The organism is Rheinheimera sp. 1928-s, assembly GCF_029269265.1.
Taxonomy (GTDB): domain Bacteria; phylum Pseudomonadota; class Gammaproteobacteria; order Enterobacterales; family Alteromonadaceae; genus Pararheinheimera.
Genome location: NZ_JARIXP010000001.1, coordinates 430,549 through 446,860 on the forward strand (window position 1 = coordinate 430,549; position 16,312 = coordinate 446,860).

Annotated in this window: 14 protein-coding genes; 13 read left to right on the top strand and 1 reads right to left on the bottom strand. The window is 47.4% G+C overall.

Annotation, left to right across the window (positions count from 1 at the left end; translation table 11 throughout):
• The first annotated feature begins 70 nt into the window (after positions 1 to 70).
• The 10 genes from P3C17_RS02015 to P3C17_RS02060 all read left to right on the top strand — a co-directional run bounded on the left by P3C17_RS02015 (position 71) and on the right by P3C17_RS02060 (position 12,751).
• Positions 71 to 946 carry a hypothetical protein gene (locus P3C17_RS02015; protein ID WP_300927868.1) on the top strand — a complete coding sequence of 292 codons (876 nt, stop codon included), beginning with the start codon at positions 71 to 73 and terminating at the stop codon, positions 944 to 946.
• A complete protein-coding gene (locus P3C17_RS02020) occupies positions 936 to 2,144 on the top strand; it encodes a hypothetical protein (protein WP_300927869.1) in 1,209 nt (402 codons plus the stop codon). The genes P3C17_RS02015 and P3C17_RS02020 overlap by 11 nt, the downstream gene beginning before the upstream one ends.
• 91 nt (positions 2,145 to 2,235) lie before the next feature.
• On the top strand, positions 2,236 to 4,863 hold the full coding sequence (locus P3C17_RS02025; RefSeq protein ID WP_300927870.1) for a TonB-dependent receptor: 2,628 nt from the start codon (positions 2,236 to 2,238) through the stop codon (positions 4,861 to 4,863).
• A gap of 19 nt (positions 4,864 to 4,882) precedes the next feature.
• A complete protein-coding gene (locus tag P3C17_RS02030) occupies positions 4,883 to 6,028 on the top strand; it encodes a tyrosine-protein phosphatase (RefSeq protein ID WP_300927871.1) in 1,146 nt (381 codons plus the stop codon).
• 244 nt (positions 6,029 to 6,272) lie between these two features.
• Entirely contained in the window at positions 6,273 to 6,623 is a 351-nt protein-coding gene (locus P3C17_RS02035; RefSeq protein ID WP_300927872.1) for a PadR family transcriptional regulator, read from the top strand.
• Positions 6,623 to 7,570 (top strand): hypothetical protein, encoded by a 948-nt coding sequence (locus P3C17_RS02040; RefSeq protein ID WP_300927873.1) that lies wholly within the window; start codon positions 6,623 to 6,625, stop codon positions 7,568 to 7,570. The genes P3C17_RS02035 and P3C17_RS02040 overlap by 1 nt, the downstream gene beginning before the upstream one ends.
• Before the next feature lie 127 nt (positions 7,571 to 7,697).
• The gene (locus tag P3C17_RS02045; RefSeq protein ID WP_300927874.1) at positions 7,698 to 8,801 is read left to right on the top strand and encodes a carbohydrate porin; all 1,104 of its coding nucleotides are present in this window, start codon (positions 7,698 to 7,700) and stop codon (positions 8,799 to 8,801) included.
• Positions 8,802 to 8,813: 12 nt separating this feature from the next.
• A complete protein-coding gene (locus P3C17_RS02050) occupies positions 8,814 to 10,412 on the top strand; it encodes a methyl-accepting chemotaxis protein (protein ID WP_300927875.1) in 1,599 nt (532 codons plus the stop codon).
• 128 nt (positions 10,413 to 10,540) lie between these two features.
• Complete coding sequence (locus tag P3C17_RS02055; protein ID WP_300927876.1) at positions 10,541 to 10,939, top strand: MAPEG family protein; 399 nt, start codon at positions 10,541 to 10,543, stop codon at positions 10,937 to 10,939.
• A gap of 3 nt (positions 10,940 to 10,942) precedes the next feature.
• Positions 10,943 to 12,751, top strand: a complete 1,809-nt coding sequence (locus tag P3C17_RS02060) for an ABC transporter transmembrane domain-containing protein (RefSeq protein ID WP_300927877.1) — start codon at positions 10,943 to 10,945, stop codon at positions 12,749 to 12,751.
• Between the two features lie 26 nt (positions 12,752 to 12,777).
• On the opposite strand, the gene P3C17_RS02065 is transcribed toward P3C17_RS02060, so the two are convergent.
• On the bottom strand, positions 12,778 to 13,695 hold the full coding sequence (locus P3C17_RS02065) for an alpha/beta fold hydrolase (RefSeq protein ID WP_300927878.1): 918 nt from the start codon (positions 13,693 to 13,695) through the stop codon (positions 12,778 to 12,780).
• Between the two features lie 200 nt (positions 13,696 to 13,895).
• Here P3C17_RS02065 and P3C17_RS02070 point away from each other — a divergent pair, with 200 nt between their 5' ends.
• The 3 genes from P3C17_RS02070 to P3C17_RS02080 all read left to right on the top strand — a co-directional run bounded on the left by P3C17_RS02070 (position 13,896) and on the right by P3C17_RS02080 (position 16,295).
• On the top strand, positions 13,896 to 14,618 hold the full coding sequence (locus P3C17_RS02070) for a transporter substrate-binding domain-containing protein (protein WP_300927879.1): 723 nt from the start codon (positions 13,896 to 13,898) through the stop codon (positions 14,616 to 14,618).
• Between the two features lie 103 nt (positions 14,619 to 14,721).
• Positions 14,722 to 15,372, top strand: a complete 651-nt coding sequence (locus tag P3C17_RS02075) for a transporter substrate-binding domain-containing protein (protein WP_300927880.1) — start codon at positions 14,722 to 14,724, stop codon at positions 15,370 to 15,372.
• 197 nt (positions 15,373 to 15,569) lie between these two features.
• The gene (locus P3C17_RS02080) at positions 15,570 to 16,295 is read left to right on the top strand and encodes a hypothetical protein (RefSeq protein ID WP_300927881.1); all 726 of its coding nucleotides are present in this window, start codon (positions 15,570 to 15,572) and stop codon (positions 16,293 to 16,295) included.
• Positions 16,296 to 16,312 lie beyond the last annotated feature (17 nt).

Sequence of the window (16,312 nt, forward strand, 5' to 3'; positions counted from 1 at the left end):
CAGTCATCTGATTGTCATACATTTGTCACAGGGGCTGGCTACTCTTTTGCCAAAGCATGGAGATCTGCCAGTGAAATTTTACCTGACAACCAGACAGTACAATCAGGCACTCTCTGTTGTGGCTTTGCTGTCTTTCTGTGCTCTGCTTATGTTGGCGTTGTGGCCAACCCCAACACTGAAGTTAAATGACTATGACAGCATGGAATGCCGCATTAACTCAGCTTCAGAAGGTGCTGTGTTATCCGTCGTAGGTTCTCCGGTGAATTCTTTGAGTCTGGGAAAACAGCTTTGTGATAAAACTGAGCTGGCAGCGCATTTTGGTCGTGTCAAAGTCAGTTGGCCCAAACGTACTGAACTCACAGCGGATGCGTTAATTTCGGGCCAGTATCAGCTGTTATGGTCCAGGCGTGAGGTGCTGGCTGGCGCCTTACACAATCTGCAGGACTACTACAGCGAAATTCTTATTTTCCCCAAATATCCGGTGTATTTCGTCAGTAAACAGCAGTCGTTTCAGCTCAGCAAAACCTTTTTAACTCAGCAGCGGTTTGGTTTTTTAACTGACGTCAACAGCTACAGCGGCTTTCAGCTGCCCGTGGCATTACTTCAACGTGAAGGGCTGACTCTGGCCGATATCAACTACCGGCAGTATGACGACTGGACCACCTTACTGGCTGCTTTTGAGCAAGGTGAGATCACTATCTATTCCAGTGTGCTGCTGGATAAACATCAGCAGGTAGTACAACAAGGCGCGGATCAAGTGTTGTATACCCTGGCAGGCACTGAAGTATTACCGGAACAACGGCAACTGATCCCTGGCTACAGCAATGGCGGCAGCTGGTTTTTACATAAAAGTCTTGAGGACAAAGGCTGTCTGCTGCAACGGAGTTTATTGACTCTGGATGAGATGCTCAGCCCCACAAGAGTGGATTTAGATTGTGAAACCTAAGGTACCATCTTCATTCTGGTTACTGGCAGCTGGACTGCTGTGTGCTCTGCTGTTAACAGTGATTCTGGCCTATTTTACGGCGACCGAAAAACTAAGTGCAGCTCTGGAACAACAACTGCCAGCTGTGGTGAACAAAGCGCTGGAAGACAATCATGGTTTTCAGCAAAAAGTCGTGCCTTATCTGCTGGAACAACTAAATGCCGATTTATCCGGGATCTCTCTTCAACCAGGCTCAGTGTTGATCAACCGCTGCGCAGTTACTCTGTTTCAAATTGGCGAAGGAGCAGCTCCTGATAGCAGCCGGACTATGCAGTGGCTTTCTGGTACTCACCCACGTTTTGCCCGCTTTGAGATCCACTGTGTTCTGAATACTGCGGGTATTTCAGTTGCTAGCGCTGTGATTTTGTTATTTTTGCTGGTGTCAGCCTGGCTGATACCTGCTCCTGTGAGCTTGCAGCGCGAAAGATATATAACCAAAGCACTGCAATCGGGTTGCAGTATGGCTGAAGCTTTGACGCTAACGCAGCCACTGCAAGCTGTAGTCACCGCAGAGCGATTAGGCTTTTTAGAGCAATTGCTGGAGCAGCACTTCAGTTTTGCCGATGCTATGGCGTTGGCGTTTTGCAGTTCAGAGTATTGGGATCCGGATTGTGATCTACAGTGGCTGAAATTAGGCTGGCACATTTATCCGGCCGATTGCCGACGCGCTTTTCAGATTGCCAAAGCGCCGGCTTTGCTCGAGTTTCAGCTGTCACGCTCCAGTGTTATGGTGCATGGCGTGACTATTGAGTTACCCCGCACCCCTTTGTTGTATTACTACTGGTACGCAATACAGCGGGTGCAGACCGCTGAAGGCTGGGTATTAAATCCGGCCAGCAATAAACCAGATCTGGTATTGGCACAGGACATAAGTCAGTTGATGGAGCAGTGGCAAGGCCATAAAAAAGCCATTCAGGATTTACAGGAGCAGGGCCTGAAAGCCAAGACGCTGGATCAAAACCGCAGCAAAATCAGGGACGAACTGGTCTCTGTACTGGGGGCTGAATTAGCTCATCCCTATTTATTCGACAGTCAAAAAAGTGTAAGAACAGGCCGCTTTAGTTACCGTTTGATGACAGCGCCAGATTCTGTCCTGTTAGGCCAAACCAACAGCTCTGAACCTGACAGAGATATCTCTGAAATGCCTGTAGTTATCTAATTCATAAATCCTTCATTCGCCAAACCTACCTTGAAGTGGCCTCAGATACAGGGGTCATCAACAGCCAGTCAGATTGTGTGAAGGGATAAAAATGAATAGCTCCAAATTAATGGTGGCTCAGAAGAATAGCTCTGGCCTGCCTTTTAAACTAAGTGTGCTTGCGCTTTGTTGTTGCACGTTCACCTCAACAGCAGCTGTGGCCGATGCTGCTACAGCAACTAAAGCTGGCGAAAAAAGCATTGAACGAATTTCTGTCACCGCCAGCCCGATCCGCGACAGTCAGGAAGAGTCCATTATGCTGCAGCGTGAAGCCACCAATGTGGTCAACGTGATAGCTGCAGATGATATTGGCCGCTTTCCGGATCAAACCGCAGCCGCAGCTTTGTCACGTTTGCCTGCTGTGGCTGTGCAGCGGGATCAGGGCCAGGAACGTTATATTCAGGTGCGTGGTGCGCCGGCGCGCTGGACTGCAGTGTCTTTTGATGGGGTCAATGTGTTGGGGGCTGAAGAACGGGTATTCCGTTTTGACTCAGTGCCTGCAGCTGTCATGAGTTCAGTCGATGTATCCAAAACCCTGACGCCTGATATGCCCTCTGAAGCTCTAGCTGGACGGGTGGATATCAAAACCTTTTCACCTTTATCCAAACCAGGTTTTCACACCGATCTTGATTTAGGCTTGGGTCAGCTGGAGTTAGGTGATGGCGATCAGCACCGTTATTCAGGTCGTTTGTCCTGGTCTGATGGCGTGGTTGGGGTGATGGGCGCTTTGTCCGGTTTTAAAATGGAACAGGTCACCGACAATAATGAACGAAGCTACGATGCCAGCGGTGCTCCTACTTTGTTTGATTTTCGTAGTTATCAGTTAGAGCGCGAAACCAACTCGGCTATAGTTAAATTCGAATTTGCACCTCAGCCAGAGCATAAATTTGCGCTTACCAGCTTATACACAGAGTTTGTTGATCACGAACTACGGAATCAGTTTCAGTTTGATCTAACCAAAGGTCAGGGTCGCAGAGACGAACAAAGTGGTGATTTAACTGCTGTGCCTGTGACCGGGATGTTTCAGGATGGCCAGTATGAAAACTCCACTTTTGTAAATACTTTGTCTGGTCAGCATGAACTGGCTGATTGGGAACTGGCCTGGGATTTCAATTACACCGAAACCGAAAGCTTAACCGACTTGCCGATCTTAAGACGTACCCAGGTAGATCCACGCCAGTTCCATTCTTTAAGTTATGACTTATCTAACCCGTTGATCCCTCAGGTGCAGTTGTACAGCACCATAGCGAATTCGGATGGCAGTTTGTCTCCTGGTGAAGCGCAATCGGCACTGAATCAATCCGGCTTTGGTTTTGATGGCCTGATTAACTACAAAGGTGTGGCGGAAACAGAGTCTTATAGCTTAAAAACCGATGCTGCTTATGACTGGCAATCGGCAGGAGCCGACGCCAAATTGCAGCTGGGTGCTCAGTATGATGATCGCAAAGCCACTTCGCCCGGTATGAATAGCCCCTTTATTATGCTTGGTCCTTTGGCTGGCGCTGCCGGTATTGAGTTCACTCCTGACGCTTTTAATACAGATAAGCAGTGGGATTCGGATCAAAACTATGGCTTTACCGCCAACTACTTTGATAATGCTGCAGCCAGGGCTCAAATCGATACAGCCGTTGCTGCATTGATAGATGCAGGTTTAATTGATCCGGATAGCTTCAGTGCCATTGAGAACTGGTATGAAGTGACTGAAGAAATCACCAGTCTGTATGCCATGAACACCTGGACCTGGGATCAACATCAGATCCTTTTTGGGGTCAGGGCAGAGCGGGTTGATATTCTGAGTCAGGGCTATTTAAAACAAAGCGACGGCACTACGCCCTTAAATGTGGCGCAAACGAATACTGAATTATTCCCCAGCCTGCATTGGAATGTGGATCTGACCGAAGATCTGAAATTCCGTTTGTCTGGCGTGACAGGCTCCAGCCGGCCTTATTTTAGTCAGTTGCGTTCAGGTGCTTCAGTCAATGATACCGACAATGCGGTATCAGGCGGCAACCCAAACCTGAAAGCAGAAACTGCTGTGGGCCTTGATTCCTCGCTGGAATGGTACTTTGCTGACGCTGCTTTAGCTTCGGTGAATTTCTTCCACCGTAATGTAGACAATGTGCTGTTTGATTCTGTCACTCAAGTGGGAGACAACCGTTTTGATACGCCGGGTTTTGACCGCTCTGGTTATGACTACAACACCACCTTAAATGGCGATAACGGCAAACTGACAGGGCTGGAGTTCAGTTATATCCAGCAGTGGGATTTCCTGCCTGAATCCATCCGTGGTTTTGGCCTGCAATTTAATATGGCCTTTCTGGACAGCGAATTTGACACCCCGGACGGCCGCACTGTGGCTTTACCCGGCACCTCAGATCGCGTGATTAACTCCTCGTTATTTTATGAAAACCATGGCTGGTCGGTGCGATTGAACTGGCAATGGCGCGACCAATGGCTGGACGACATTTCGCCGGACTCCAGTGGCGATTTGTATTGGCAGGACAGCGAGCGTCTGGACTTGTCAGTGCGTTACCAGTTAAGCGAGACGTTTTCGGTCTACGCCGACCTGAACAATATGACGGATGAACTGGGTGTGCGTTTCCAGGGCACCGAAGCCAAACCTGTGGAAGTAGAAGGCTATGGCCGTCGTTTCCTGATGGGCGTGCGGGCTAACTTTTAACAGATAAGGATCAATGAACATGAACTCTATGAAAATAACTACTTTCGCAGCTGTATTGGCCATGAGCCAGCTCGTTACTTATTCTCTGCCACTGTCTGCCGCCGGTACTCAGGCTGCTGTGCAGCAGTCTGTGCCTGCTGTGTATCTGGTGCGCCAGACTCAGTCCTTATTGCCTGATGCATTGATGGTGCACTGGACTATGCCAGCTGCAACTGTTGATATTTATAGGGCTGAGACTCCGGATAAAAAAACCATGAAAAAAATAGCTTCTGATGTACGTGGCAACAGCTATCTGATCCAGTCGGATACACAAAACCGGCCTTATATCTATGTGCAACCTGCAGGTCAACAAGGGCATTGGGCGGCAGAACGGGTATTGCCATTACAAGGTGGGGTGAATTTCCGTGATTTAGGCGGCTATCCGAGCCAAAGTGGCGGCACTGTGGTGTGGGGCAAGTTGTTCCGCAGTGGCACTATGACGGATTTAACCTCTGCTGATTATCAGTACCTGAGTGCTTTGCAGATCCGCACTATGTGTGATTTCCGCTCTCGTGAGGAGCTGATGACTGAGCCTACCTTATACAAAAACTTCGCACCAGAAGCACAAATGTTAGTTCGTGATTATTCAATGCAGGAGATGATGGCTGGCAGCACTATGCAGGCCTTCGGCAAAATAACCACCAGAGAACAAGCTATTGAGGTGTTTTCAGGTTTCTATCGTCAGGGGCCTGAACGTTTTTCCACTCAGTTTAAACAAATGTTTGAACAATTGCTGGCTGGTAAAGTACCGCTGGCGGTGAACTGCTCAGCTGGTAAAGACAGAACAGGCATGGCATCCGCTTTGATTTTATCGGCGCTGAATGTGCCGCGCCAAACCATTGTGAATGACTATGCTTTATCAGAAAAAGTGTACGACTTTTCGTTACGTGAAATGAAAAAACATGCCAAAGCAGGTGATAAAAAGGACTCGCCACATAATCAATTTATGCAGGCGATGAAACCAGAAGTGATTCAGGTGATGATGGGCACAGATCCGGCGTTAATCCAGGCTATGTTTGATCAACTGGAAAAAGACTATGGTTCAGTTGATGTATATCTGGAACAAAAATTAGGTCTGGATCAGGCCAAACTGCAGCAGTTACGTCAGATGTATTTGGAGGCTTAATCACGATCAACACAGACTTTGGCTGAGAGCTGCCAAAGTCTGTGTTATTACTTCTGTTTGCACACCTCTGCTTTTTTTCTGTTGTTTTTCTGCTTTATCAAACTAAAAATATTTATTTTTCAAATGCTTATTTTTTAATTAAAAAATAAACTTGCACCTATACTGTGTCTCACCTAGTATTTGCTGTGTGGCGCACAGTGTGTGTGGCACAGTATAGGCGATTGAACAGAACACAGGATTTCTTATGACCACTTCACAGCTGGACAAAATGCGACTGGAACTGCGCCGTGGTGTGCTGGTGCTGGCCGTATTGGCCTCGTTGAAGCAACCACATTATGGCTATTCGCTGAGGAAGCAATTGCAGGACAGAGGCATCGACATAGACGAAGGCACTCTGTACCCGCTGGTGCGGCGTTTAGCTGAACAAGGGCTGCTGGACAGCGAATGGCAACAGGCCGAAGGCCGGGAACGGCGTTATTACTTGTTGTCGGAGCAAGGCAAAGAGCTATTGGCGCAGTTAACCGATGAATGGCTACAACTCAATTCGGCTTTGGGTCCTTTGTTAACACAAGATCAAAGCGGGGAGACAGAATAATGGAACTGGTAGAACGTTATGTCGCTGCGGTGCAGCGCGAGTTACCTGAAGAGAAAAGGCAGGAAATAGGCCGTGAACTGAATGCCAATATTATGGATCAGCTTGATGCACTCAAAGAGCAACAGGGCCAGTTGTCAGAAGATGATGTGGCCGTAGTATTGAAGCAAATGGGTCGGCCAAGAGTTGTGGCTTATCAGTTTGTGCCGCCAAGAGCTTTAGTCGCTGCTGAAGATATGCCTCTGCTGAAGCACACTTTGTATATGGTGTTGGGTGTGCTTTTTGTATTGCAGGTGATAGGCGCTACTACGCATTGGATGGGCAGCAGTGATGGCAATTTAATCCGCTTTTTATTGCAGTTAACCTTCGGTTTTATGGACGAAGCTTGTTTTGCTTTTACCGCTATAGTGCTGAGTTTTGCCGCTGTAAATAGCTCCGGAAAGAGAGTAGGCCGCTGTGCGGGCAAAGACTGGTCGCCAAAGCAGTTACCTAAAGCAGATCTGGGCTGGCAACATATCAGCCTGACCGATGTGTTTACTGATTTAGCCACCTACTTATTCCTGCTGATTGTCATTTGGCATCCGCTATGGATGAATCCTGAAAATATAGCGGATCGCAGTGTCATGTTTACAACTGACGCTCTATTGATGCTGCAATGGTTTAGCCCTGTGATTGTTTTCTCTGTGCTTTTGAGTTTATGGCAGTTGCAGCAACGCATCTGGAACCGTAGTTTGTTGCTTAGCAGCATTGCAGTAAACGCAGCTTTTTCGGTATTTTTAGTGGTGCTGGCTTTTAATGGTCCCTTGCTGCAAGCAGGCCCTGCTGAGCTGAAAAGCTTGTTTACTGTGCTGCAGCTGGAGAAGGGCTTCACTTATGGTCTCTTGATCACGGCCTGTTTCCCTGGTTATGAAGTGGTCAGGGATCTGCTGCGATTACGCCAATTCGCTTAACAGCTTTACTCTATTGCCTGCAGTATCTCTGCAGGCAATCCTCTGCCTTCACTGTTGCGCTCAGTAAAAAGCAGCTTTTAAAAACTCCGTTATACTCAAGTCCGGTTCCTTAAATTGCGGTAAGCCTATGCAAAAGCTTAAGGTTTTCACCCTCGCATTTTTATCGTTTCTACCTTCTACAGCACAAGCCTTAAACGCTATTACTCCGGCCTTTGCTCTGACGCTGGAGCATGTGCGCAATTTAGACGGTGGTGTAGACCAGGGTTCACGTAGTTTAGCCAGTGCCGATTTCACTCTCACCGTGGATACAGCCGCAGCGGGTTTATGGCAAGGCGGCGAGTTTTTTGGTTATCTGTTGGCAAACTATGGCGGCGATCCTTCAGAGCTGGTTGGCGATGTGCAGGGCATGTCCAATATTGCCGCGGCAGACGAAACAAAGCTTTATGAACTGTGGTATCAGCATAGTTTTTTTGATGGGCAACTAAAAACTCTGTTGGGTTTACATGATTACAACGCCGTGTTTTATAGCCTCGACAGTGCTGCTCTTTTTACCCACCCCTCTTTTGGTATAGGTCCTGAAACATCTCAGGTTGGGCCTTCCATATTTCCAACTACTGCAGTGGCGGCGCTGCTCTCTGTTGAACTGGAAAACTACTATGCACATCTGGCGGTTTATGACGGTGTGCCGGGGCATCCGGACGGACGTCGTGGCACTTACATTCGGTTTGAAGAAGGTGAGGGCGTGTTTCGTGCTGGCGAATTAGGCATGAAAACAGAGGCCTATAAAATTGGTGTTGGGGTTTGGCAGCATAATGCTTTAGTGGAAAACCCGGTGAATTCAGAAATGCATCGTGACAATCAAGGTCTGTATCTGATTGCTGAATATCAATGGTTTGAAGACCTTGCGTTCTTTCTGCAGGCGGGTTTTGCTGATCAGGATGTGAATCAGTTGGAAAGCTATTATGGTCTGGGTGGCGTTTACACGGATGTCTGGTTAGCCGGTGATGCTTTAGGTTTGGCAGTAGCCCTGGCACAAAACGGCGATGCATTTTTGCAGCTGAATTTGGCATCCGAGCAAAAAGAAACCTCGTGGGAGCTGAGTTATGCCATGCCACTCCATGACAGGGTCATGCTGCAGGGCAGTGCTTATTATGTGAATAATCCTTCGATGGATCCAACGCTGGACAACGCATTTGCATTGGGATTCCGGCTTATGTTCTCTTTGGAATAACAGGGACCAACTATGAAAATTAAAATGGCTATTACAGTGGGTGTAGCGAGCTTCTTACTGGTGGTAGTGATGAATAGCTACATTGGCATGCAGGCGACCAATAAACTGGGACAAATGCTGGAGTATTTAGGTGGGCCTGCCTGGGATACAGCAGATGGTGCTATGGAAGGGCAAATAGGCATACAGCAGGAAATTATCAGTATGCAGCAGTTTTACCATGCCGATATTTCTGCCGATCAAGCCGATAGTCAGTTAGCTGAAGCTGGTGCTATGGCTAATGAGGCGCTAAGCCGAATGAAAAATAGCGGTTTACTTCAGGCCGGCACAATTAAAGAGTTTGAACAGTTGTGGTTGCAGTATCAGCAAAACCGCGATGCCTTATACCAGCAACTAAAAGCAGGGCAGCAACCCGCAGACTTGTATCAAAGCTTTCAGGCTTCAGTAGCCAGTTTGCTGGACTTTGTTGGCACTATGGAGGAAGAAGCTGATTCTGCGGTAGAGTCGGAAACCGCCCATGTGGATTCGTTGCAAAGCTCGGCCCGCTGGAACCTGGGCTTAGGCTTAACCATCAGTATTATTATTGCCGCACTTATTTTTATATTTGCCCAGTCCATAATTATCGCACCACTAGCCCGGTTAAAAGCACATTTAGTGGATTTAGGCCGCGGTTCAGGAGATTTAACAGCCCGGCTGAATGTGACAGGGGCAGACACTGAAGTGAAAGATTTGGCTGTGGCCTTTAATCTTTTTATTGAGCAGTTACAGCAATTAATGCAGTCAGCCAAACAAAGCCATCACTCGTTAAGCAATGCCCATCACGATATTTCTGCAGCTATAGAGCAAAGTGCCAGCGGTGTGACCGTGCAATTAAAAGAAACTATACAAGTGGCTGATGCTATTCAGCATTTAGCCAAGGCAGTTGATCATATTAGCCAAGCTGTGCAACGAGCCGATACCGCGTCCAGTGAAGCATCAGGTATTACGGCTCAGGGTGAACAAGTGGTAGACGCAGCCCGTTTGGGGGTCAGTGAAGTGGCGAATGAAATTGATAATGCCAGCAAAGTGATCAGCGTTTTAGTGGAAGACAGTAAAAATATCAGCACTATGCTTGAAGTGATCCGCAGTATTGCCGAGCAAACGAACTTACTGGCACTGAATGCGGCTATTGAAGCGGCACGGGCTGGGGAGTCGGGTCGTGGTTTTGCGGTAGTGGCAGATGAAGTACGCAGCCTGGCGTCACGCACTCAGGATTCGACTAAACAAATTGAGAGCATTATCAATAACCTGACCAATGGCTCTGGTATGGCAGTAAAAGTGATGGCGGGCGCCCAGCAAAAAGCTTTACAGATCACAGAGCGCATTGCTGATACTACGACGGCCTTTTCCTCCATAGTGACTGTGGTAGGGAAAATCCGCACGGTCAACGAAGATATTAAAGAATCGGCCCGCTCAGAACAGGCCGAGATGAAGCAAATTCATGGCAGTGTTGAAGCTATAGTGGCACAGGCAAAAACCAATGAAAGTATTGGTCAGCAAGCGCGCCAGAGCAGCAACAGGCTGGATAAAGAAATGAGTAATTTAGCCGGCTTGTTAGCGCAGTTTCGCACTTAGCCAGTGTGAAAAGACGCTAAAAGGCGGCTGAAGCAATCAGCCGCTTTCTTAATAAGCAATTGAATTCCCTACAGGGCATCCCCATAACCCTGAAAGGCAATCCGCCTTTACCTTACTGAAGGTTTATCATGGCTTTACATCTTCCTGCTATCGTTACTTTGCTGGCGCTTTTCTTGTTTTTATACAGTTGTCTGGCTGTGGGTATGGCGCGGACAAAATACGGTGTTGCTGCTCCGGCTACTACGGGGAACCTGGATTTCGAGCGTATATTCCGCGTGCAAATGAATACACTGGAACATCTGGTGCTGTTTTTACCTGCGCTTTGGTTATTCAGTGAATATGTCAGTCCGGTCTGGGCTGGGTTAGTGGGGTTGGTCTGGTTAGTGGGCCGTTTGTATTATGCCGTCAGTTATATTAAAGACGCGAAAAGCCGTGGCCCTGGTTTTATGATTGGTTTTGTCGCCTTGCTGGTGCTGATGATTGGCKCAGCAGTTGGTATTGTGCTGCGTATGATGGCTGGTTTATAACCAATGAGCAGCACATCCCTCGCGACTGAAGTGGAGCCTGATACTGAAGTTCAGGCTCCGGCCAAAAAAATTGGTCCGCTTTTTAGTTTAATTCCGTTTTTGACTCCTTATGCCAGCCGCTGGATTTTAACTTTTATTGCCTTAACGGTAGCTGCTGTGGCCACTCTGACTTTGCCTGTGGCTTTTCGTTATCTGATTGATGCAGGGTTTTCTACCGATCAAGCTGGTCATATCGACAAATACTTTCTGGCCTTGTTTGGCCTTTCTGTGGTGCTGGCAGTGGCCACTGCGTTGCGGTTTTATTATGTGTCCTGGCTGGGGGAGCGGGTCACGGCCGATCTGCGCAGTGCTGTGTATGCTCATGTGGTGAAAATGAGCCCGCAGTTTTTTGAACTGACTAAAACCGGCGAAGTATTGTCGCGTTTAACCACAGATACCACCTTAATTCAGGCTGTGGTGGGCACCAGTTTGTCGATGGGGTTACGCAATAGCTTCTTGTTGCTCGGTGGACTGGTGATGTTGTTTGTTACCAGCGTTAAATTAGCCGCTTATATTCTGCTGACTTTAGTGCTGGTGATTTTGCCGATTTTCTTGTTTGGCCGCAAAGTTCGTAAGTTGTCGCGTGACAGTCAGGACCGTATTGCTGATGCCAGTGCTGTGGCAGGTGAAGTGTTAAACGCTATTCCCACAGTGCAGTCGTACCGGCAGGAACAGCGCGAAACTTTGCGTTTCACTGAATCGGTAGAAAATGCCTTTACCACAGCTTTATCCCGTATTCGCGCCCGCTCTATGCTGACCTTAGTGGCGATAGTGCTGGTGTTTGGTGCTATTTCTTTTGTGCTGTGGTTAGGCGCTCAGGCAGTACTGGCGAATGAAATGACAGGCGGCGAGTTGTCGCAGTTTATTTTGTATGCGGTATTAACAGCAGGTGCTATTGGCGCTATTGCCGAAGTTTGGGGCGATTTACAACGTGCTGCTGGTGCGGCTGAGCGGTTAATGCAGTTACTCAATGTAGAATCCCCTGTGGTTGAAAGAGCAGATCCTCTGCCTTTTGTGTTGCCTGAACATAATCTGGCTGGCAGTGGTATTGAGTTTAACGACGTTAATTTCAGCTACCCATCAAGGCCAGATACCTTAGCCTTGCAGGATTTTTCACTGCAAATTAAACCTGGTGAGCACATAGCTTTAGTTGGCCCTTCAGGCGCAGGCAAAACCACCTTGTTCCAGCTGTTACTGCGCTTTTACGATCCACAACAAGGCCAGGTGAAATTTAACGGCATGGATTTAAAAGATGTGCGTTTAACAGATGCCCGTCAGCCTTTTGGCATAGTGCTGCAGGACACTGTGATATTTGCAGGTTCTGTGCTGGATAATATTCGTTATGCCCGCCCTGAAGCTTCAGAAGACGAAGTAAAACAAGCAGCGCAAATGGCCGCAGCGCATGACTTTATTCTGGCTTTACCTGAAGGCTACAACACTTATTTAGGCGAACGTGGTGTGCGTTTATCCGGCGGTCAGCGTCAGCGTATATCCATTGCCAGAGCCATCTTAAGTAACCCTTCGGTGTTATTGCTGGATGAGGCCACCAGTGCTTTAGACGCTGAAAGCGAACGGCAAGTGCAACAAGCTTTGGATAATGCCGCACAAAACCGTACTACCTTAGTGATAGCGCACCGGCTGGCCACAGTGCTGGCAGCCGATCGTATTATAGTGCTGGAAGCCGGGCGCATAGTAGCTCAGGGTACTCACACAGAATTGCTGCAAAGCAGTGAGTTGTATGCTCGTTTGGCAGCTTTGCAGTTTAGCCATTAGTGGGTATGTAAAGGAAGAGCTCTGATTTAAAGCCAGGGTTCGAGTTTGGTCACGTAATCTGCTGGCAACAGATGACCACTGTCGAAGCGGAACAGCTTTTTATCGGTGTTAGGCAGGGCATCAAACAGCTGTTGATTCTGTTTGATGCTGGCGTATTCATCGTCATCTGCAGTAAATAGCCAGACCTGATTATCGGCCAGACCTTCCATCAGATTAAGTGGCGCTACTACTGCTGTAGTATTGTTCATATGGGGCGGTACTATGGCCGCAACGCTGTGAATGCGGGAGTCGACCCCAGCTAATAATAAGCTGATTTGTGCGCCCATGCTGTAGCCCACCAGTTTCATCTTGCTGCTATCAATTTGGGGGTGTTGTACCAGCCAGTCCAGCAGCACTCTATGATCCCGTACTGTATCTACCAGCATTTGTTCATAAGGTTCACGCTCTCCCCACCAATGCAAATTATCAATAATATCTACTACGGTAAGAGCCGGGTCTTTGCGTAAACCATGATTTCGGGCATCAATGGCCACAACCGCATAGCCCTTAGCCAAGGCCATAGCTGTGATTTTGTCTGTTTGCTCAAAGGTGGCTCGCTCTTTAAAGCTGTCTTGCCACCAGCGAATTTGGCTACGCCCCATAGCATGAGCGCCAATCAGCACAGGAACCGGGCTTGTGATGGTTTTAAGATCTTGTGGGTAGTGGATGCGACCATTGACAGTCACTCCATCAAAGCTCTGGTAAGTGAACTCAAAACTTTGTGGGTTAAGTTCTGTCAGCTCCAGTTGCACCTGGTGTTTCACAGGGTAAGCATACCGAACCGCTAGTTCCTCTGCACTCAAGCTGTAAGGCTTTAAGCCAAATAGGCCATACCAAAGCGCCGCTATACCAGCGACCACAACGCCAATACTCAGCATAATCTTTTTTCCTTTTGTCTGTGGCATAGTCTTTCCTGTTTTGCTTTTTTCTGTATGAGAAACAAAGATGCGGACCGCTGCCACAAACAATAAAGCAGCAAATGTCAAAACAATGTGAAATTGCAATTTGTTGTGAAAGGAGAAGCTGTTTTACATTCCAGATTCAAAGAATGCTGCTAGAGTTAATCCAGTATCAGCTGTAGTTTTCGTTTTTTTGGTAGTGATCTATGCCTAAGTTTTTGTTGTGTTTCATACTGTGGTTGGCCTGTACCCAGAATGCTTCAGCACAGCATTCGTTACGATTTTTGATGCCAGATTACCCACCTTATACCTATCAGGAAAATGGGCAGAATAAGGGAATTGGCTATGAGGCTGTCGCCATGATTATGGCGGATATGCAGCAGCCAATGTCTGTGCAGTTGGTGCCGCATTTTGGTCATGCTGTGACCGACATGCAACGCGGCTTGGCAGATGGTTTTTTTCTGGCGACAGAGAGCGCAGAGCGCAATAAAGTTGCTGAGTACTCAGAACCTGTGCTGATGATCCAGTGGACCTGGGTGTGGTTAAAACAGCGCACAGATTTATTGCCCGGCTCTGCCAGCTTTAAACACAAAGCTCAGGTTTCTGCCCAATCCAACAGCAATATCCACAGATGGTTGAAAGAACATAACTATCAGGTAACAGCCGGAACTACAGATATCAGGGGCTTGTTGAATTTACTCAGATACAAAAGAGTTGACGCAATTCTATTACCACAACTGACAGTGACGACTTTGCTGGCAGAGCAAGGCACTGATGCTGCTTTGTATAGTTTTCAACAAGAAATTAACTTACCTTTTGCAATTTACATCAACAACATTTACCTGAAAAAGCACCCGCAATTTATGCTCGAGTTAAACGCCGCTATTCGTCGTTATCAGGCCAGAACTCATGCTATTCAGCCTGATTGATCCGCTGTTCAAAGGGCGCGCTGGTAAAAGGCTGCTGCTTGTTATTTTGTGCTGTCTGTGTCTGCCAACCGCGCTTAAAGCAAACGAAACCTTACGGATGGCGATGCCGGATTACCCGCCTTATACCTCGATACAAAACGGTACTTATCATGGTTTTGGTTATGAAGCTTTTGTCAGCATCATGGCTGATCTGCAACAGAGTTTTACTATTGTGCCTGAGCCTAATTACGGCAGGGCAGTGAAGGATTTGCAAAACCAGGTGGTGGATGGTTTGTTTCTGGCTTCTGAGAATGAAGAACGCAATGCTGTGGCTGAGTTTTCTGATGCCGTTTCTTACACCGGCTGGACTTGGGTATGGTTAAAGCAACGCACTGACTTAGATCCTGCTTCGGCTGACTTTAAGGAAAAAGCCATAGTTTCAGCGCAATTAAACAGTAACACTTATCTGTGGATAGTGAAGCAGAATTACAAAATGGCAGGTGCCCCAAGCAATATCCGCATGTTATTTACCATGTTAAATTCCGGCAGGGTAGATGCTATTCTGTTGCCTGAACTGACGGCAAAAGCTGTGATGCAACAGGAAAAACTAGACCCCAATTTGTATTCGATGCATTTGGAAGTACTGCTACCTTTTGGCATTTATATCAGCAAAGCTTATATAGCCCGCAACCCGGACATTATGCCGAAGTTAAATCAGGCGATCAGGCGCTACCACGATCGTAAACAGAATTCCGACTCCGCATCTTTTGATTAAAACATCAAAATGGGTTGTTTAGTTATTATTCAGTCATAGTTGAAACTATTTACCTTTTCTTCCATCTGAAGTCACTGCATTTGCTCTGAGCCTCAAATTATCCACAGATTCAGCAGCCAGTCAGGCAAATCAGACAATATGAATGGTTGCAAATCGGCCTTGTTCTCCTACAATGGCGCGGCAACTGGAGGGTGGTGATGAAATTTTCGGCAGTAATAGTGTTGGCTTTAACGACCAATTCGGTGATGGCAACCGAATGGTGGCAAACCAAACAGGATCCAAACAATACCCAGGTGATAGCTTTGGGTAAAAAGCCTGTGCTTTCTGTGGCGAACTGCCCGGAAGATACGGCGCTGCGTTATTACCTGAAAGCCGAAAAGATAGTTGCGTTGCAAAACACCTGGTATCAACAAGCCAGTGAAGAACCTCATACTGATTTGTATCGCTGGGTTTATGGCGCCACTTGGCTGGAGAAATTAAATCAGGCGGTATGGCCCGGTACTGAAGCTTTCACCAAAGCTGCCTTCCCCGGTGAGATCCAACAACTGACGATGGAATTTCCTCAATCTGAACAAGACAATTTAGCTTTTGATGACGTGCTGGTATTTAATCTGCAATTTGCCGGTTTTACTGCCGACCATAAGCCCGATTTACGTATTAGTCTGGACAGGGATTTAAGTAGAGTAGCTGGGGTAGGTGACTTGGATTTAGCGCTGAATCATCGCTTAGCTAACAATATTTGTGTGGTGCATAGCCTGAATCAGCTGGCGCAGGACAAACAGGTTGAACTGAAAATTAAAGGTAAAACAGTGCCACAGCTGAAAATCAGCTCAGAAGCTGTTGCCAGTCAGCTCTGTCTGGTTGAAATTCATCAGCAACAGGCTGTAAAAGGTTCTCTGACATTACCTGTCACCCAGTGTTAATAGCTCAATAGTCTCTA